This window comes from Cyclobacterium lianum, from assembly GCF_900143075.1.
In the GTDB taxonomy this organism is placed as follows: Bacteria; Bacteroidota; Bacteroidia; order Cytophagales; family Cyclobacteriaceae; genus Cyclobacterium; species Cyclobacterium lianum.
In genome coordinates this window covers 110888-129139 of record NZ_FRCY01000002.1, presented here as the reverse complement: position 1 = coordinate 129139, position 18252 = coordinate 110888, and the positions used below count along the sequence as shown (strand labels likewise).

Here is an 18252-nt window from a genome sequence, read left to right as displayed (position 1 = left end):
GATCAAAATTAACCAAAAATGAGCATTATCCTTTTAAAATGTCATTGTATTTTCTGGCATTGTTGGGGTCTACCTTCAGTAGCGCACTGACGGCTTCCTGTTTGATTTCCTGCGGTGCATTTTTAAGTATCTTGCAAATCTCGTCGGATTTGGCATCGATAAAAGTAATGGTAAGGATGCTGTTTGGCTGGGTGCTATTGGCTTCTTCAACAAACTTGATGGCTTCGAGTATATTGTTGTAGGCTTCTTCGGGCCGGCTGGTCAGCAAGTCCAATCCTTTTCGATGATACAGATAATAGGCGTCCCTTACCGGTACCAGTACCTGGGAATTGTACAGATCATTGGATAACCAATACCGGTTTCTTTTGTCCGATGGATTTTGGTTCCATCCTGGTCTGGACGACTGCTGTGCATTTGCCACTATATTATTTGCGGTCTCGTAAAACGGATCTCCCCCCCTTGGTGCAAAAGAATCATAATCCAGCCCCAGGGCAATGTAGGCGTAATAGGCCAGAAGAGAGGTGATGTTGTTAAGAAATGAATATTGATTAAACTCGAGGGGCTGTGAATCCACATATTCAAAGGTCCAGTTTCGATCTGCAAAATTCAACATCAGACTTTCGTAGTTCGATCCATAAACAGGTCTTACAGTTTGAATCTGCACTGTGGCCGAAAAAAGTCCTACGCTGGGCATATCGTTGATGGTAATCAACAAGTTACCTTTGATCCTTTCCTCAGGTTTAAATTCATCATCTGTCCAGTTTCTGTTGTTGAGAAACTGTTCAAACGCCGTTTTCATTTGTTCAAAAATATCCTGATCCTGCGTTCTTGCCCGCTCGCTATTAATGGTAACCGTAAAATCAAGTTGTTGAGATATCCCCGGAAAGGGATTAGCTATGATGAAAAATAAAATAATCAGCGGGCGTAACATCGTAATGGGTTTAGGCATGTCTGATAACTCTTATCGTTATAAACGATTCGATGTGGTTTCTGTTGTTCCCATCAAACTTTCCAGGTGATCGAGTATGATTTTTGCGAGCGCCTCCTTGGTGATCACAGGAGTTTTAATTTCCTCTTTGCTTTTAAAAATCAGCGTGGCTTTATTGGTGTCCTTTTGAAAACCCGCTTCCGGATCCAGCAGGCTGTTCAGCACAATAAAGTCCAGGTTTTTACTTTTGAGTTTCTTTTTTGCACTACCATATCCTTCATCTGTTTCCAAGGCAAAGCCAATATGGTATTGGTTCGGACGCTTGATTGCTCCCAGGGATTGCGCAATATCGGGGTTTTTAACAAGGGGTATGGTATAATTCGCCTGGTCCTTTTTGATTTTTTCTGCGGCTGGTTTTTCGGGGCGGTAGTCAGCTACTGCGGCCGAAAAAATAGCCACATCTGCCTGCTTATGATGGTCTGCTGCCGCGAGATACATTTCCTCTGCGCTGGTGACATTCACCGGTTTAATCGCCGGATGGGCAGCGTTGAGCGCGGTAGGTCCCAAAACCAATGTGACCTGTGCCCCTCTTCTGGCTGCCTCATTGGCGATGGAAAGTCCCATTTTTCCGCTGGAGTGATTGCTGATGTACCGGACAGGATCGATGGCTTCCTGGGTGGGCCCGGCGGTGATCAGGATTTTTTTGTTGAGCAGCAAGCTTTGGGGCAAAAGGATTTCCCTGACACGCTCCCAAATTTCTTCTGGTTCGGGCATCCTGCCCTGTCCTATCAATCCGCTGGCCAGTTCTCCGGAGCCAGGCTCCATTATGCTGTTGCCAACCCGGCGCAGGTTGTCCAGGTTTTTTTGCACCGAAGGATGCTGGTACATGTCCAGATCCATGGCTGGAGCTAAAAGTACCGGACAGGTGCAGGACAGGTAGGTGCAGCAAAGCAAATTATCACTCTGTCCATTGGCCATTTTGGCCAGTGTGTTTGCAGATAAGGGGGCGATGATCATCAGGTCGGCCCAGTTGCCCAATTCTACATGATTGTTCCATTCACCCGTGTTTTTATTGAAAAAATCGAGAAAAACCGGGTTTCTGGATAGGGTGGACAGAGTGAGGGGGGTAATAAAGTCCAAAGCAGAAGCTGTCATGATGACTTTGACTTCTGCTCCGGATTTAACCAGCAGGCGTATAAGCACTGCTGCCTTGTAGGCGGCAATACCTCCACAGACGCCTAGTAAAATACGTTTGCCGGAAAGAGGCATTTTAGGAGCCGCTTTCCTCCTCAGGGTATCTGAACAAAACCTTCTCCTCCATGAACTCCTCCATCGCCAGGGTACTTGGCTTGGGCATTCTTTCATAGAACTTAGAGATCTCGATTTGTTCCTTATTTTCAAATACCTCTTCCAGGTTGTCTACGGTTGAAGCAAATTCAGAAAGCTTGTTGTTTAACTCTTCCTTCATGGTAGATGAAATTTGCTTTGCCCTTTGAGAAATCACGAAAATTGATTCGTAAAGATTACCTGATTTTTCGGCTACTTTATCCAGGTCTCTGGTGATAATTGATGGATTGACTGCCATGCGTGTATAGTTTATTTAAATTTTTAATTCTCTACGTTTCTGAGTGCCTCGGTGGCGGCTTGATTCCGCTCCTCTTCTTCCCGTATTCTCCTGGCCTCAGCAGATCTGGCTTCATACTGTTCTTTTAACCGGTAGTGGGCGGCAAGTTCAGTTTGTGTCTCAGCCATCAGGTTACTGACCCGCTTCGCATACTCGCTGTCCGGGTACCGCTGCTCAAAATCCCGCGCAAATTCAATGGATTGATTCAGCCTTTCCTCTTTTTTGTCGAAAATACTCCTCTCAGCATATGCGGCACTGACTTCTACCAGCTTAAAAGCGAGTTCTTCATTGTATTTGCTGTCAGGGAAGGATTTGGCAAAATTTTGAAAGTTTACGATACAAGCCCTGTAGAATTCTCCCGGAAATAATCCTTCGGTAAGGCGGTAGTACATTTTGGATTCTTCAAAGGCCTTTTCTTCAAATCTTTTCTGCAGATCATCTATCATGGAGGTGGCTCTCTCATAGGAATCAGATTCCGGATACCTGTTCATAAACAACTGAATGGCATTTACGGCTTCTCTCGAACTTCTTTGATCCAGATTATAGTCCGGAGAATCGAGATACAGGGAATAAGCGTGCATAAAGAGGGCTTCTTCTGCCAGGGGTGAACGATTATACGTGTCAAAAAAAGTTTTGAAATACCCCGCAGATTCAATGTACCTTTTTGTTCGAAAATGCGCATAGGCGTAATTGAATTCTGCCAGTTCTGCTTTGCCGCTTCCTTTAATTACCGGCAATACGCGGTCGTATAAGATGATGGCCTTGTTGAATTCTCCCTCGTCATAATAGCTGTTTGCAGCTTCATAGAGCTCATCCCAATTGGTGCTTTTCTCCAATTTGTAGAACTCTCCGCAGCTAAAGGATAGGGAGGCTACTAGTAATAGAATAATATATGCTTGTGCTTTTCTCATCGGGCCTGCAAATATAAGGGATTATTAATTGGTTATCAAGGTAGTTTGGAAGCAAAAGCTGCTCCTTACCTTTTAACGTAGAGTTTCTTGGTGACAATATTTTTATTGTCCACAATCAGTGTATAAAAATACGTACCTGGATTCAGATCTGTCACCGGAATCAGCAAGGTACCCTCACCGGGGTCCAGATTAAAATCATAAATGGGGTTACCAATGAAGCTATTGATCACTACCCGTACTTTCGCGTTGGGGTTTTTTATCTTATAGTCAAGCTGTGCAGTCCGCACACTTGGGTTGGGATAGATGCTCCCGATATCCACATCCTTATGACTGAAGTTTTCTGTTGGGTTATCCCCAATGACATTGTAAACACATTCAATTACAAAAGCATCGCGGATGTTAGACGTGTTGAAGAAATGCAAATCAAAGGTACCCTTGGTAGCGGTTATGCCAAGCTCGAATTCAATGTACAGATCAGTAAATATTTCTCCGGGGTCAAGAGTAAACTGAATGGAGGAAAGATCTTCTCTTGGATCATAACACACATCCCCCAGGCAAATCAGAATATTTTGGGATGAACCCACATTCCCTCTAAGATATCGCAGAAAGTAAGTGGCCTTTTCATTCGAATCATTTTGGAGAATCAGTGACTTTCTTTGAGTAGTATTTACTTTGCCGTTAAACGCTACATTTTCATTCAATACACGCACCTGTCGGGCAGTCACTTGCTGCTGCGCCACGGTAAACAGGATGATGAATATTGTAAAGAAAACTTTCATGTAGAATTTAAATCGATAACTGACAATTTTTGTTTTGGATCTCTGATATATACGTATAAAAATAGCCAATTGGTTCCATTTTTTTACAATATGCGGGTTAAAAATTGTTAACTATTATAAAATTTTTTTTCAGATCATCCGTTTAATAATGTTTTAAAAATTCATGAATTCCCCAAAAATGTAATTTAAACCACATTTTGTATTAATTATCTATAAGTTTTTGTATTTCGTCATCCTCGGGTAAGGGAAGGCTCACATCGGGTTCGTCAAACAGACTGTACCGGTTTTTATTCCGCACAGCAGGCATTCTCCAGTCATTGACCAGCATCCTGTCGGGGCGTTCCTCCTCCCTCCAGGTAAATCCCTTTAGTCGTTTTTGATCTTCTTCGATCAGATGAGGCGGGACAAAAGCTGCCTCCGGCTTGATGGAGTGACTTATCTTTCTGACCGCTCCTTCCTGAAACTGCATGATAATTCTTCCGCAAAGCAGTTGATTCAGGCCCTTGAAGGTGGTGTCATTTTCCAGTGCAAAATACAAAGACTCGCCGTTGCCTTCTACGTCCAGTTTATCCATCTCTCCCTGTATGAAGTAGCCTGTCATTTTTCGCCCTTTGATTTGATTGAAATTGCCTACGGTATCCCTGGTGATGGCAAAGGCATTGTCGATGAGCAGCGCACGGTCTATTTCTTCATTCGCTATGAGGAATCGAATACTGTCCGCAGTGATCTGGCTCTTGTTATTCCATAAGACAGGGTCGGAGTAGAGATAAACAGTGGAGTCGGCATAGCGGTAAGCCATGGAGTCCGCCCTTCCTGCCAGATCAGATTTTAGCAGGCGCATATCGGGGTATGCAAGCAGGAATTTTTCTTCAGGCATATCGCCATCTTGTGAGATGAGCGTATCGGCGATCATGAATAGCGTATCTGCTTCGAAATATTTTTGGGTCAGGGCATTGCCATATACTTTGGAATATTGGTTGTTTTCCCAGTATTTCCCTTCCTCACCAAATACTTCGACATTTCTTTCCCTGTTATAAATACTCACATCTCCCCTGGCCTCATAATATTGGGCTTTTTCATCGTAGTACAGTATTTCGCCAAAAATATGGCTGTTTTCCGTAGCTACGTCCCCGTCAAAGAACCTGAAAATCTTGTTTTCGGTATCATAAAAGCTGCCCCTTTGGGCATTGAGCCGGGTGCCATCCTTGGATAAAATATTCGTTAACTTTTCTGTCTCTGCAATTTTTGAATCGGTAAAATAATAAAGCGTATTCGATTTCATGGTATAGTCCGGATTAACCAGGCTCACATCCTCGGTAAAAGTAATCTTTTTGATCTGCGTCTCATAGACGCCATTTTCACTGGTCAGGGTATTAGTGCTGTCCTTGACCATCCCGGTATTGAAGTAATTGGCGACGCCCGAGCCGCGGTCGTAATCCAGGTAGTCGGTATACAGCGTGGTACCTTCATTGACCAAAACCACATTGTTCCGGAGCCGGGCCATTTGGCTGTTGCCATCGTATTCTGCGTACAGACTTGTTACTGTAATGGGATCGTCCTGATCTTCAATACGCACCTGGCCAAAAAGCTTGGCCAGGTTGTCCTGGCTGTAAAAATGGGCTGAATCACAGTAAATAAGGGAATTTTGATGTTCCATGATCACATCGTGCAGGAGCCGTTCAAATCCGTTTGCCCCAAGTAACTCTTCTGCCTGCAGGATTTCCAAGCGGCTGTTTTCCTCCTGAGCTTGTAGCCGTATAGCAGCAGTGATCAGCAAAAAACTACATAAAATTAATCTGATTGAGGTCATCGGAATTGATTTGCGAGGCAAAATTAATATAAAATGGTATTTTTGATTTATGCTTGATAGATTTATCCATCATGTACGGGAAAATAATATTTTGGATGTCGGACAACGCTATCTTTTGGCCATCAGCGGGGGTATGGACAGTGTAGCCCTGGCCCATTTGTTGCACCTCGGAGGGTGCAAATTTGATTTGGTACATTGCAATTTTCAGCTTCGAGGTAAGGAAAGCGACAGGGATGAAGCCTTCGTCCGAGACCTGGCCGAAGAAATGAGGGTACCCATTCATGTAAAGGTTTTTGATGCAAAAGGCTATGCGGCAAGCAACGGGCTTTCGTTGCAGATGGCGGCGAGGGACCTCCGTTATGACTGGTTTGCAACATTGCATCGAAGCCTGCCTGCAGCGGGAGTACTGGTGGCCCATCAGGCTGACGATCAACTGGAGACCGTGTTGCTCAATTTACTGAGGGGCACTGGCATTGAGGGTGTGTACGGGATGGCCAATAAAAGGGATTTTATCATCAGGCCATTGCTGCCATTCAGCAGGGCGGAAATCCAGGAATTTGTTGCTTCAGAATCCTTGTCATGGAGGGAGGACAGCAGCAATCGGAAGACCCTTTACAAGAGAAATTTTATCCGGCATAAATTCATGCCGGTCCTGGCTGATTTCGATCCCAAAGGTCCGGAACTGATGCAATACAGTTTTGATCGGATAAAGGATGCCGGCAAAGCTTTTTTTTATTTTTTCGAACAATGGAGGGAGGCCCGGGTGAGGCAGGAACCTCCCTATGAGTACCTGGACTATAAAGACCTGGGCAACATTCCCGGCAAGGCAAGCTTATTGTTCTACTGGTTGCGGCCAAAGGGATTCGTTTACCCTCAGGTGGAGCAGGTGTTGCAGGCCATGCATGCCGGGCTTTCCGGAAAATGTTTTTTTGCCGGAGACTGGATGCTCAATATGGACAGGGATCGGCTGATATTGGGGAAAGCCGAACAGGCTGAGCCATCCTTTTGGGTCAATGTCCATGATATTAACTTCAGGCCTGATGCGCGGGTTAATTACGATATCTTACAATTAAAAAGTGACTGGCAGATCGACCGTTCATCAGAAAATGCGCTTTTAGACAGGCAGCTCCTGGACTTTCCATTGCAGCTAAGAGGTTGGGAGGAGGGCGACAGATTTAAGCCTCTGGGTATGCAGCAGTTTAAAAAAGTCAGTGATTTTCTGATCGATGCAAAGGTACCTCTTATCAAAAAGAAATCTGTAAAGGTATTGTGCTCGGGTAATGCAATTGTTTGGGTGGTGGGTTACAGGATCGATGATCGGTTTAAGGTGACTAAAGCGACCAGAGAAGTGGTTTATTTTAAAAAAACAGTATGAACAAACTCAATCCATTCAGAAAAAAGTACAGTGACTCCGAATTGCAACAATTCGCATTTTTGAGGAAAATACCCTATTTCAAAGAGCTTAGTTTTTCTGAAATGTCCAGGTTTTTGCCTGCTATACACCAAAGAAAATACGAACGTGACGAGGTGGTTTTTTTCAGGAATGATCCGAGTCAGGCCTTATATATCTTAGAAAAAGGAGAAGTAACCCTTAATATCGACATACGGGCGGATTTCGAAACCATCATCAAAGTCAATGAGGGAAGGGCATTTGGCGAAAACTCCCTGCTGGAAAATTCAAAGCGAATCTATACCGCCATCGTCAATACAGAAGAAGCCCTGCTCTGGGTGATTCCCAATTATGCCATACTTGATATTTTTCAGAACAATCAAAAAATAAGGGCCAAAATGATGACGGCTCTGGCGAGCTACTACAACCAAACCAATCAGCAACTTTTTACTTCATACAGGAATTCCTACGGCTTTTTCAACCTAGGGCAGATGTTTGAATAATTCGGGATATTGCTTCGTATAAAGCGCATTGTTTAATATCTTTGCGCAAGTTTTGAAACCATATTCAATGTAAACCAATCCAATAAAATGACAAAAGTAACCGTAGTCGGAGCCGGAAATGTAGGTGCAACATGCGCCGATGTGCTGGCCTACCGCGAAATAGCTGAGGAAATTGTGCTGGTAGATATCAAGGAAGGAGTAGCAGAGGGAAAAGCACTCGATATCTGGCAAAAAGCCCCTATAAATGTTTACGATAGCAGGACTACCGGAAGCACCAACGATTACTCCAAGACGGCGGGTTCCGACGTGGTGGTGATCACTTCCGGATTGCCGAGGAAGCCGGGGATGACCAGGGACGACCTCATTGAAACAAACGCAGGTATTGTGAAGACGGTTACCGAGAATGTGATCAAACATTCACCGGAGGCCATTGTCGTGGTGGTTTCCAATCCCCTGGATGTGATGACCTATCAGGCCCATATTACCTCTAAACTGCCCAGAACTAAGGTAATGGGAATGGCCGGGATTCTCGATACTGCCCGGTACAGGGCATTCATCGCAGAAGAGTTGGATATCTCTCCCAAGGAAATTCAGGCGATTTTGATGGGTGGTCATGGAGACACCATGGTGCCGCTTCCCCGATACACTACGGTGGCCGGTATTCCGGTAACGGAGATCATCGCAAAGGAAAAACTGGATGCCATCATCGAGAGAACCAAATTCGGCGGAGGAGAGCTGGTGAAATTGATGGGGACTTCCGCATGGTATGCCCCTGGTTCTGCAGCTGCCCAGATGGTGGAGTCGATCGTCAAAAACCAGAAAAGGGTATTCCCGGTATGTATCAAGCTGGACGGCGAATACGGTATTGATGATTGTTACCTGGGTGTGCCTGTAATACTGGGCAAAAATGGAATCGAAAAAGTAATTGAGCTTGATTTGAATAAAGAAGAGAAAGCTTTACTGGAGGTATCCAGGACGCATGTAAAAGAGGTGATGGCTGTTCTGGATGGTTTGAGTAAAAAATAAGTCCTTAAATACGCTCCATTTAAAAATCCCAACTTTCATCCGTTGGGATTTTTTTGTTGATTTGATGCCGGAACTAAAAATTTGATGCAGTGAACCAAATTAAATCCCTACTGGTAATTCTTGTAATACTGGTTTTGGGCGGGGCAGCTTTTCTGTTTTATCGGTCGGGTTTTCTGCTAAACCGGTTGGAAGGATCGGAAGTGATTTCACCTGATGCGGTTTTCATCTACGAAACCCGAGACCCGGTAGGCATGTGGAACACCATCGTGGGTCAACCCATCTGGGAAAAATTACAGCAACTTCCGGTGATTGCCGAAATGGAGTCCCGGTTGATTCATCTGGATAGTATCACCGGTAAATCTGGTGCGCTTGACAAATACCTTAAAGGGCAGCAGTTTAAGCTTTCCATGCATCCTTTGGGCAAAGAGGATTTTGGTTTTCTAATAACCGTTGCCTTCAATGACCGGGCATTTCTGGATTTTGTACAGGATTTTCAGCGAGACAAGGACGGCCAGGCTGATCCCGTCAAAGTACGGACTTACAGTGGGGTCAATTTATTTGAGTTGAGCCTGGATAAGGGAGAGCGAACCTTTACTTATGCGATCATCGACAATGTGCTGATGGGGAGTTATACGTCTTTTCTGGTGGAAGAAGGTATTCGTTATGCCAAATCCACCGAGCTTAGAAGCTTTAAACAAACCTATACCCACTTATTTCAATCCGAATCACAGGTCGGCAGTCAGGGAATGGTCCGACTCTCTGGCGATGGATTGTCGGATTTTATCAATCAGTTGTCATCCGAAAAAAACAATAAATTGGTACAGGACCTGAATGCCAATAATTATTCGGCTACCCTCGTGCCCGCATTTTTGGATGAGGGATTAAGCATTTCCGGAAAGCTGTTTGTCAACGGTCAGGAAAAGAAGGTTTTTTCCGGGTATGAAGACCATGGCAATTTGCCCTTTGCCTCCCTTATCAGTAAAAGGGCTGCTTTACTCTACCTCTATTTATTTCCTGATTTTCAGTTTTACCGACGGATTCCCAATACCTCTTTTTCCCCAGATCCATTGCTTGCTGACCAACTCGCAGAAAGTGTTGCCATACAAAATTTTGTAAGTACGCTTAGCGGAAACGCAGCGTTGGTTCTTGAGGAGGGTATTTTGGAGGAAAGGCCCGATCAAATACTGCTCCTGGATACAAAAGATGCTGAAAGCTCCTTCAGCCACCTGGCAGACTATAACCTCGAATGGAATCAAGAGGACTACAGTAAAAATTACAGGGACTACTTTCTTGGCCATGAAATTATTTTGATGGACATCAATGAATTCCCTGCCCATGTTTTTGATGGCAACTTCGCAGGTTTTCCAAAATGCTACCTTGCTGTGGCGGAGGGACAACTGATTTTGGCAAATAGCCTGAAAACCATGAAAAATTATCTTGAGGATTTGTATTATGACAATACCTGGGGCAAATCCGTACTGATGAGTAAGCTGTTGAAGGAAGGACAGGGGAAGGAAGCACCAGTTCAAATATACCTGAACAATGACCGGTTTTTTCCTGCACTGATCCGGTCCAGCCAGCCTGCCTGGAGTCCGGTTTTTCAGAAATATGCTTCCGTTTTCCGGTCTTTTGAATTCCTTAAAATATACCTGAAAGATGAAGGTGATATCGAAATACAGATTGCCATTACTCCAGAGGAGCGGTCAAGCAACGGTCAGTTGATGCTGAAGGAGTCCCGGAGCATACTTTTCGATAAAAAGTTGATTTACGGACCTGCAGGTTTGGAAAATTTCAATGACAAAAGCACGGATTTTCTCTTGCAGGATGAAGATCTTTTTATTCATCTCGTCACTGCAGAAGGGGAGAGGGTGTTTTCTGAGCGTATCCCGGAAGACATTATCACGGATGTATTTCAAATTGATTACTATAAAAATGGGAAACTCCAATTGGTTTTTGCCACTCAAAACCTGATTTATGCCCTGGACAGGTATGGTAACTTACTTCCAGGCTTTCCTATCCACTTTGAGGAGGGTCGAGACATCACCTACCTGAACGTACTGGATTATGACAACAACCGGGATTACAGGTTTTTTGTAGCGGACGCTGAGGGTAATTTATTTGTTTACAGTGGCTCCGGTGAATTGTTGCAGGAATGGGATCCCCGGCAATCTACAGATGGACCACTGGCTGTAATGCCCGCTCACCACAGAGTACCGGGGCTGGGAGATTTTATGGTGGCGATGCACACTAATGGCAAACTGCGGTTTTTCAATCGCAGAGGTCAGGATAAAGAAGGCGGGAATATCGTCCTCGGCGAGAGCCTGTCCACAGATTACGGCATAGAGGAAGGCAGAGAGGAAGGGCTGTCGAAAATAGTAACGGTAAACGATGCCGGAGAGGTAGTGAAAGTTAACTTTAAGGGTGAACTGACCTACAGGAATCAATTGCTCCGGCCGGATAGAAATACCAGATTTGACCTGGTAAATGACCAGATAGGTACCGACTTTGTCTGGGTGATCAGGGAGTACAATGAGTTGAAGGTTTTGAATCCTGACGAGAGCCTGCTGTTTGATACGAATATCATTTCAGAGCAACTTGATTACCGATATTTTTCTTTTGGCCCGGCCAATAAAATTTTTGTCGTCTTGGATAGAACTCAGGATTTTGCCTATTTGTACAATTATCGGGGCAAATTGATCAATCAAAAACCGATAAGTGTAAGTGAAAATCTTTGGATAAGTTTTTCCGGCAGCCGAAATGAGTATACGCTGGTGACAGTATATGAAAACCAGCTTCAGGAATACAAGATTCCATTTTAAATTAAAATGAGTTATAACTGTTAAACAACAGGTAATGAAAATTGGATTAAAAACAGGGGTTTTTGTAGCATTTGTTTTACTTGTCCGGCCGTTGACTGGACAGGTATTGGGATTAGACCCCTTGTCGGGGCTGGATACTGCGGATCATGAGAATTTTAGTTCTCCCTACCATACTACCTTTACCTTTTTTTATAACCTCAACGAAGCGGATTACAACCCATCTATTGCAGCGGAGGCCTTAAATATGGAGGGCAGTCAGGGCCAGAATGCCGAAGCCCTGGCCGTTATGCTCAAGCAGATTTTTGATGGCAATGGAGTATATGTAAGAATAAATGAAGTCCCCAATAACCCCAATTACAGAGACTCCGTGCGGAAGGGTCGACAGATATACGTTTTCGATGAGATCATGCTGCCTTCCGTATACCTGGAAAAGGTCGGCGAGCGATGGAAATTTTCTGCCGCCACCGTTCAAAACATCAAGATACTCCACAAAGAGACATATCCTTTTGGTACAGATAAATTGTTGAATTTATTGCCCAAAATTGGCAATCAGGTTTATTTTGGTCTGCACTTATGGCAACTTGTAGGCATTTTCTTCCTGATTTTATTGGTTTTTGCCAGTCACAAGCTCTTTACTTTTTTGGTAGACAGGGGCCTGTATTATGTCTTGATCAGGTCTGGATACAAGAGAATTGCCAAACAGTACCTGCTGCCGGTAGCCAGAATCGTCAGCATCTATCTGATTGTTTTGGTTCTTGACATTTTTATCCGGGTTCTTCAGTTGCCCATTTATCTTGTTTCCTGGATTTCCCTGCTCCTAAATGCCATTAAGCCATTTATCGTCACAATTATCTTTTACAAGCTGGTCGATGTCTTCTCGGGCTATATGGAGCGAATGGCAGATAAAACAGCCTCTACCCTGGACGATCAATTGGTCCCTCTGGTACGCAAAACCCTAAAGGCCTTTGTGATCGTTATCGGATCTTTGTTTATACTAAAGTATGGATTGAGAATAGACATCGTCCCTTTCCTTACCGGGCTATCTATAGGGGGGCTTGCTTTTGCCCTGGCAGCACAGGACACCATAAAAAACTTTTTTGGCTCTGTAATGATATTTATCGACAAGCCTTTCCAGGTAGGCGACTGGATCACCAGTGGCGAGGTAGATGGTACCGTAGAGGAGGTTGGCTTCCGTTCTACGCGGGTCAGAACCTTTAGAAATTCGCTGATGTACATTCCAAATGGTAAAATTGCGGACGCGACCGTAGACAACCATGGTTTACGGCAATACAGGAGGTTTTACAGTACGATTACCATCACCTATGACACACCGCCTGAGCTGATAGAAGTTTTTGTAGAAGGGCTGAAAAGAATAGTGCAGCAGCATCCCAAAACCAGAAAGGATTATTACAATATTTACCTGAATAACCTGTCGGCATACAGCCTGGACATCATGTTTTACGTATTTTTTGAAGTGCCCACCTGGCCGGAGGAACTAAAAGCACGAGAGGACCTGATCCTGGCGGCCATTCGTCTGGCCAATAAACTTGAAGTAAGGTTTGCTTTTCCCACCCAAACATTGCACATGGAGACCTTTCCGGAAAAGAAAGGGTTTACTCCGATTTATCAAGACGGGAAAATGGCCTATCAAAACAGACTTGATCAGTTTATCAAAGATGAGATTCAGGGTGAACAATCATCCTGATTTCAGAATGTGACTGGTACTACTACACCAGCATTACTTCCACACCCTTATCTTCCAATAGGTTGACATAATGGCGGGAGAGAGACCGGTCTGAGATGATGGTATCCACATCCTCGATATTGGCGATTTTCCCGAAGCTTTTTTTGCCAAACTTACTGCTGTCGGCAAGCACTATTGTCTTCTGTACGGAACGAATCATGGTACTGTTGAGGTGTGCTTCCATCATATTTGATGTGGTGAGGCCAAACTCGGCATCTATGCCGTCTACACTGATAAACAGCTTGCTGCATGCAAATTGATTGATCATGGATTCGGCAAAGTGGCCGACTACCGAGCTGCTGCTTTGCCTCACTACTCCGCCGAGTTGCACGATCTCGGCTTTGTGCAGGTCCAGCAAAGCGATGCTCACATTCAAGGCGCCGGTCAGCACGGTAAGGGAAAGGTCCCGGGGAATTGCCTGGGCAAATGCAAGGACGGTAGTTCCGGATCCGATGATAATGGCATCCTCCTGTTTCAGGAGCTTGATCGCTTGTTGGGCAATAGCTCTTTTTTGTTCTACCTGTACCCATTGTTTTTCGTCTACAGGCTTATCCATTACATACGGCGCCACTGGCGTAGCACTGCCATGCGAACGGAAGAGCAAGCCTTTGTCTTCCAGGATTTTCAGGTCTTTTCTCACTGTTACCATGGTAACGTTCATGGCCTTGCTCAGTGCTGCTACACTGACATAACCGGCTGATTTAAGCTGATCCAGGATATACTTGTGTCTCTCTGCAATTACCATCTGCTAAACATTTACTCAATAAAGATAATAAAATTTCTATTCGTTTCTTTTTATTTCTTTTTATATTACTTTAGTGGGGTAAAAACACTTAAATGAAAAGAAAAGATAATTTAGCAAGGGCGACTCAGGATACTACGGTTTGGGATCTGGCGGTAATAGGGGGAGGTGCTTCTGGTCTTGGAGTAGCACTTGATGCACTTTCGAGAGGGCTGAAGGTGTTGTTGCTGGAAAAAGCTGACTTTGCCAAAGGTACTTCCAGTCGAAGTACCAAGCTCGTCCACGGCGGGGTTCGGTACCTGGCCCAGGGGGAGGTAGGACTGGTGCTGGAGGCCTTGAAGGAGAGAGGAAGGTTATTGAAAAATGCCCCTCACCTAACGGTAAATCAGCCATTTATCATTCCCTTGTATACATTTTTTGATCGACTGAAATACACTGTAGGATTGAAAATATACGATTGGATGGCCGGTAGTCTGAGACTGGGCAAATCCAGGTTTATCTCCAGGGAAGAAACCGTAAAGAAAATGCCTCAGATACGCAGAGAGGGACTCAAAGGAGGGGTTGTGTATCATGATGGGCAGTTTGATGACGCGAGGTTAGCGGTAATAATTGCCAAAACCTGTGACGAAATGGGAGGCTGTCTGCTGAATTATGCCAAGGTAAATCAACTTTGTAAAGATGAAAGCGGTTTGATAAACGGATTGGAATTCAGAGATTTGCCGGGTAAGAAAAATATTAAGATCAGTGCCAAAACGGTGGTCAACGCGACAGGTGTCTTTGCAGATAAGATATTGCAACTGGATAATCCAGATGCTGGAAAGATGATTCAGCCCAGTCAGGGAGTACACCTGGTAGTTGATCAGCGTTTTTTAGGGGGAAAGGATGCGCTGATGATTCCCAGCACTTCAGATGGCCGGGTCCTTTTTGCTGTTCCCTGGCAGGGAAAATTGGTTTTGGGCACTACAGATACTATCCGGAAGAAGCCTAAAATGGAGCCCCAGCCGCTGTCTTCTGAAATCGATTTTATTCTCGAAACTGCTGGCAACTATTTGGCGTCTGCCCCAACCAGAGCGGATGTACTGTCGGTTTTTGCGGGATTGAGACCACTGGCAGCACCAAAGGAGGGGAGTACCAAAACGAAGGAAATTTCCAGGAGCCACAAAGTGATCATCTCCGACAGCAAATTGATAACGATCACCGGGGGTAAGTGGACCACTTTTAGAAAAATGGGAGAAGACACGGTGGATGCACATTTTAAAATTCATGGCATCCCGAAAATCCCTAGTAAATCGGCAGAAAAGAAACTACATGGCTACACGATTTCTCAGGAGAACGGCCATCTGAGGTGGTATGGATCCGATGCTGCCAGGATCAGGGCACTTCAACAGCAAAATCCTGATTGGGCCCATCCTCTGCTGGAACCTTATCCCTATACCGGCGCAGAAGTAGTCTGGGCGGTGAGAGAAGAGATGGCTCAGAAAATCGAGGATTTTTTATCCAGGAGATCTCGTGTGCTGCTTCTGGATGCCAAAGCCGCCATGCACATGGCACCAAAAGTAGCTGCGCTCATGGCTGAGGAACTTTCAAAAGATGAGGACTGGATAAGGAAGGAACTGGAAGATTTTTATAAATTAGCTAAGAAATATTTAATTCATCAATAAACCCATGCAACAAAATAAGCAATTTCTAATGTCCTTGGATCAGGGAACCACCAGTTCCAGAGCGATCATTTTTAATAAAAAAGGAGAAATCGTCTCTTCAGCCCAGAAGGATTTTGAACAGATTTTTCCCCAATCGGGCTGGGTAGAACATGATCCTGTTGAGATTTGGACCTCTCAGGCATCGGTGGCTACAGAGGCGATCACCCGAGCCAATATCAGTGCCCACCAGATAGCCGGAATAGGGATAACCAATCAACGGGAAACGACGATTGTCTGGGACAGAAGTACCGGAGAGCCCGTTTACAATGCCATCGTCTGGCAAGACCGGCGCACAGCCGCATATTGCAACAGCCTGAAAGAAAAGGGACACGCCGATATGGTGGGTGACAAAACAGGACTCATCATCGATGCATACTTTTCAGGTACGAAAATCAGGTGGATACTGGAGAATGTCGAAGGAGCCAGGGAGAGGGCAGAGAAGGGCGAGTTATGTTTCGGTACCGTAGATAGTTGGCTGGTTTGGAAAATGACTGCAGGCAAGGTACACATTACGGACATCACAAACGCCAGCAGGACCATGCTTTATAATATTCATGAAAAGCAGTGGGATCAGGATTTGCTGGAGCTTTTGGATATCCCCAAGGAATTATTACCTACTGTGAAATCCAGCAGTGAAGAATATGGTACGACCTCAGGCGATTTATTGTCAGCCAAAATTCCGATAGCCGGGATTGCAGGTGACCAGCAGGCAGCGCTCTTTGGCCAGTTGTGCACCGACCCGGGCATGGCCAAAACAACGTATGGGACGGGATGTTTCCTGGTGATGAATACTGGAGGCAAGCCGGTGAAATCAAACAATCAATTGCTTACCACCGTTGCCTGGCAAATTGGTAACGAGGTCAATTATGCGCTGGAGGGTAGCGTGTTTATCGGCGGAGCAGCCATTCAGTGGTTAAGGGATGGCATTTCGATAATAAACGATGCCAAAGAAAGTGAGAAAATGGCCTCCGGTCTTGAAGACAATGGTGGGGTTTATTTTGTGCCTGCCCTCACCGGGCTGGGGGCTCCCTACTGGGATCAGGACGCAAGGGGTTCATTTTTTGGCATCACCAGGGGTACCGGCAGAGCCCATTTGATCCGGGCAGGATTGGAGGCCATTGCCTATCAGGTCTATGATGTATTAAAGGCCATGGAGAAGGATGCGGGCGAAGACACCATGGAGATGAGAGTTGACGGGGGCGCTACTGCAAATGATTTTTTGATGCAGTTTCAGGCCGATTTGAACCAGTGTGAAATTAAGCGACCAGCCATTATCGAGACCACAGCTTTGGGTGCCGCTTACCTGGCCGGACTGGCAGTAGGATTCTGGAAAGATCTGAACGAGATCAGGGCTTTGTGGAAAGCCGATGAATCTTTCAAACCCTCAAAGGAGAAGAAACAAATGGAGGAAAACCTCAAATACTGGCACAAGGCAGTAGACAGATCCTTAAATTGGTTAAAAGATTGATTGTATGAATGTATTTGTTGCTGAATTTGTCGGAACCTCGCTGCTCCTGGCGATGGGTTCCGGAGTAGTCGCTAACGTTGTACTTAACAAAACAAAGGGTTTTGACTCGGGATGGATCGTCATCACCACCGCATGGGCTTTGGGCGTATTTATAGGCGTCGTGGTTGCCGGACCGTACAGCGGTGCCCATTTGAATCCTGCTGTAACCGTTGGTTTGGCTGTTGCAGGGGATTTCGCCTGGGCGCTGGTACCAAAGTATATTGTTGCACAGGTATTGGGTGCCATGTTTGGTTCCGGCATTGCCTGGCTGGTATACAAAGACCACTTTGATGCCACTGATGATCCGGATCTGAAATTTGCCCCTTTTGGAACTGCTCCTGCCATCCGAAACCTGTCATCTAATCTTTTTTCCGAGATAGTAGGTACTTCCGTTTTGATCATTGTGATTCTCTATTCTACAGGTCCCATGTTGCATGACGAGGCAGGAACACCCATAGGTCTGGGCTCTCTGGGAGCCCTTCCGGTAGCCTTTTTGGTTTGGGTGATCGGACTTTCTCTTGGTGGCACCACCGGTTATGCCATTAACCCAGCCAGGGACCTTGGTCCCAGAATTATGCACCAGATTTTACCTATCAAAGGTAAAGGTCCTTCGGACTGGGCCTACAGTTGGGTACCTATCGTGGGTCCGATTCTTGGTGCGGCCATAGCTGCTGGAATTTACCTGCTTTTGGGGGTAGGGGGAATGGTGTAAAGTCAGGAAGTCGCTGCTGTTTCTAAAATGGGTAAACAGTCGGAGTGTATGATTTGA

Annotated in this window: 15 protein-coding genes; 8 read left to right on the top strand and 7 right to left on the bottom strand. The window is 45.2% G+C overall.

What is annotated here, in order from left to right; all coding sequences use genetic code 11:
* Window positions 1–25: 25 nt before the first annotated feature.
* The 6 genes from porD to BUB19_RS03160 all read right to left on the bottom strand — a co-directional run bounded on the left by porD (window position 26) and on the right by BUB19_RS03160 (window position 6052).
* Window positions 26–931, bottom strand: a complete 906-nt coding sequence (gene porD / locus BUB19_RS03185) for a type IX secretion system protein PorD (protein WP_073091867.1) — start codon at window positions 929–931, stop codon at window positions 26–28.
* A gap of 36 nt (window positions 932–967) precedes the next feature.
* Window positions 968–2197 (bottom strand): bifunctional phosphopantothenoylcysteine decarboxylase/phosphopantothenate--cysteine ligase CoaBC, encoded by a 1230-nt coding sequence (coaBC, locus tag BUB19_RS03180; RefSeq protein ID WP_073091860.1) that lies wholly within the window; start codon window positions 2195–2197, stop codon window positions 968–970.
* Between the two features lies 1 nt (window position 2198).
* Window positions 2199–2513, bottom strand: a complete 315-nt coding sequence (locus BUB19_RS03175; protein ID WP_073091853.1) for a DNA-directed RNA polymerase subunit omega — start codon at window positions 2511–2513, stop codon at window positions 2199–2201.
* A 23-nt stretch (window positions 2514–2536) separates the two neighbouring features.
* Window positions 2537–3463 carry an outer membrane protein assembly factor BamD gene (locus tag BUB19_RS03170; RefSeq protein ID WP_073091846.1) on the bottom strand — a complete coding sequence of 309 codons (927 nt, stop codon included), beginning with the start codon at window positions 3461–3463 and terminating at the stop codon, window positions 2537–2539.
* A 65-nt stretch (window positions 3464–3528) separates the two neighbouring features.
* Window positions 3529–4242: a T9SS type A sorting domain-containing protein gene (locus BUB19_RS03165; protein WP_073091838.1), complete on the bottom strand. Its 714-nt coding sequence runs from the start codon at window positions 4240–4242 to the stop codon at window positions 3529–3531.
* Between the two features lie 202 nt (window positions 4243–4444).
* Window positions 4445–6052, bottom strand: coding sequence for an OstA-like protein (locus BUB19_RS03160; protein WP_073091835.1), 1608 nt, complete (start codon window positions 6050–6052; stop codon window positions 4445–4447).
* Window positions 6053–6101: 49 nt separating this feature from the next.
* Here BUB19_RS03160 and tilS point away from each other — a divergent pair, with 49 nt between their 5' ends.
* From tilS to BUB19_RS03135, 5 genes are all read left to right on the top strand, one after another.
* Window positions 6102–7427: a tRNA lysidine(34) synthetase TilS gene (tilS, locus tag BUB19_RS03155; protein ID WP_073091832.1), complete on the top strand. Its 1326-nt coding sequence runs from the start codon at window positions 6102–6104 to the stop codon at window positions 7425–7427.
* The gene (locus BUB19_RS03150) at window positions 7424–7945 is read left to right on the top strand and encodes a Crp/Fnr family transcriptional regulator (RefSeq protein WP_073091829.1); all 522 of its coding nucleotides are present in this window, start codon (window positions 7424–7426) and stop codon (window positions 7943–7945) included. Before tilS ends, BUB19_RS03150 begins: the two co-directional genes overlap by 4 nt.
* Window positions 7946–8032: 87 nt before the next feature.
* A complete protein-coding gene (gene mdh, locus BUB19_RS03145; RefSeq protein WP_073091826.1) occupies window positions 8033–8971 on the top strand; it encodes a malate dehydrogenase in 939 nt (312 codons plus the stop codon).
* A gap of 89 nt (window positions 8972–9060) precedes the next feature.
* On the top strand, window positions 9061–11790 hold the full coding sequence (locus BUB19_RS03140; protein ID WP_084096929.1) for a hypothetical protein: 2730 nt from the start codon (window positions 9061–9063) through the stop codon (window positions 11788–11790).
* Between the two features lie 34 nt (window positions 11791–11824).
* Window positions 11825–13495 (top strand): mechanosensitive ion channel family protein, encoded by a 1671-nt coding sequence (locus BUB19_RS03135; RefSeq protein WP_073091822.1) that lies wholly within the window; start codon window positions 11825–11827, stop codon window positions 13493–13495.
* Window positions 13496–13517: 22 nt separating this feature from the next.
* Here the strand turns inward: BUB19_RS03135 and BUB19_RS03130 are convergent, their stop codons facing one another.
* The gene (locus tag BUB19_RS03130; RefSeq protein WP_073091819.1) at window positions 13518–14279 is read right to left on the bottom strand and encodes a DeoR/GlpR family DNA-binding transcription regulator; all 762 of its coding nucleotides are present in this window, start codon (window positions 14277–14279) and stop codon (window positions 13518–13520) included.
* A 92-nt stretch (window positions 14280–14371) separates the two neighbouring features.
* Here BUB19_RS03130 and BUB19_RS03125 point away from each other — a divergent pair, with 92 nt between their 5' ends.
* The 3 genes from BUB19_RS03125 to BUB19_RS03115 are packed head-to-tail and all read left to right on the top strand — an operon-like array spanning window position 14372 to window position 18195.
* Window positions 14372–15937 carry a glycerol-3-phosphate dehydrogenase/oxidase gene (locus BUB19_RS03125; protein ID WP_073091816.1) on the top strand — a complete coding sequence of 522 codons (1566 nt, stop codon included), beginning with the start codon at window positions 14372–14374 and terminating at the stop codon, window positions 15935–15937.
* Window positions 15938–15941: 4 nt separating this feature from the next.
* Window positions 15942–17444: a glycerol kinase GlpK gene (gene glpK, locus BUB19_RS03120; protein WP_073091813.1), complete on the top strand. Its 1503-nt coding sequence runs from the start codon at window positions 15942–15944 to the stop codon at window positions 17442–17444.
* Window positions 17445–17448: 4 nt separating this feature from the next.
* Entirely contained in the window at window positions 17449–18195 is a 747-nt protein-coding gene (locus tag BUB19_RS03115; RefSeq protein ID WP_073091810.1) for an MIP/aquaporin family protein, read from the top strand.
* Window positions 18196–18252: the final 57 nt, after the last annotated feature.

Excerpts from the sequence above, each read along its gene's own strand:
- mdh (WP_073091826.1), top strand. The coding sequence starts at position 8,033 with ATGACAAAAGTAACCGTAGTCGGAGCCGGAAATGTAGGTGCAACATGC.
- BUB19_RS03150 (WP_073091829.1), top strand. The coding sequence starts at position 7,424 with ATGAACAAACTCAATCCATTCAGAAAAAAGTACAGTGACTCCGAATTG.
- glpK (WP_073091813.1), top strand. The coding sequence starts at position 15,942 with ATGCAACAAAATAAGCAATTTCTAATGTCCTTGGATCAGGGAACCACC.
- BUB19_RS03170 (WP_073091846.1), bottom strand. The coding sequence starts at position 3,463 with ATGAGAAAAGCACAAGCATATATTATTCTATTACTAGTAGCCTCCCTA.
- BUB19_RS03125 (WP_073091816.1), top strand. The coding sequence starts at position 14,372 with ATGAAAAGAAAAGATAATTTAGCAAGGGCGACTCAGGATACTACGGTT.
- BUB19_RS03135 (WP_073091822.1), top strand. The coding sequence starts at position 11,825 with ATGAAAATTGGATTAAAAACAGGGGTTTTTGTAGCATTTGTTTTACTT.
- BUB19_RS03160 (WP_073091835.1), bottom strand. The coding sequence starts at position 6,052 with ATGACCTCAATCAGATTAATTTTATGTAGTTTTTTGCTGATCACTGCT.
- coaBC (WP_073091860.1), bottom strand. The coding sequence starts at position 2,197 with ATGCCTCTTTCCGGCAAACGTATTTTACTAGGCGTCTGTGGAGGTATT.
- BUB19_RS03115 (WP_073091810.1), top strand. The coding sequence starts at position 17,449 with ATGAATGTATTTGTTGCTGAATTTGTCGGAACCTCGCTGCTCCTGGCG.
- tilS (WP_073091832.1), top strand. The coding sequence starts at position 6,102 with ATGCTTGATAGATTTATCCATCATGTACGGGAAAATAATATTTTGGAT.
- BUB19_RS03175 (WP_073091853.1), bottom strand. The coding sequence starts at position 2,513 with ATGGCAGTCAATCCATCAATTATCACCAGAGACCTGGATAAAGTAGCC.
- BUB19_RS03165 (WP_073091838.1), bottom strand. The coding sequence starts at position 4,242 with ATGAAAGTTTTCTTTACAATATTCATCATCCTGTTTACCGTGGCGCAG.
- porD (WP_073091867.1), bottom strand. The coding sequence starts at position 931 with ATGTTACGCCCGCTGATTATTTTATTTTTCATCATAGCTAATCCCTTT.
- BUB19_RS03130 (WP_073091819.1), bottom strand. The coding sequence starts at position 14,279 with ATGGTAATTGCAGAGAGACACAAGTATATCCTGGATCAGCTTAAATCA.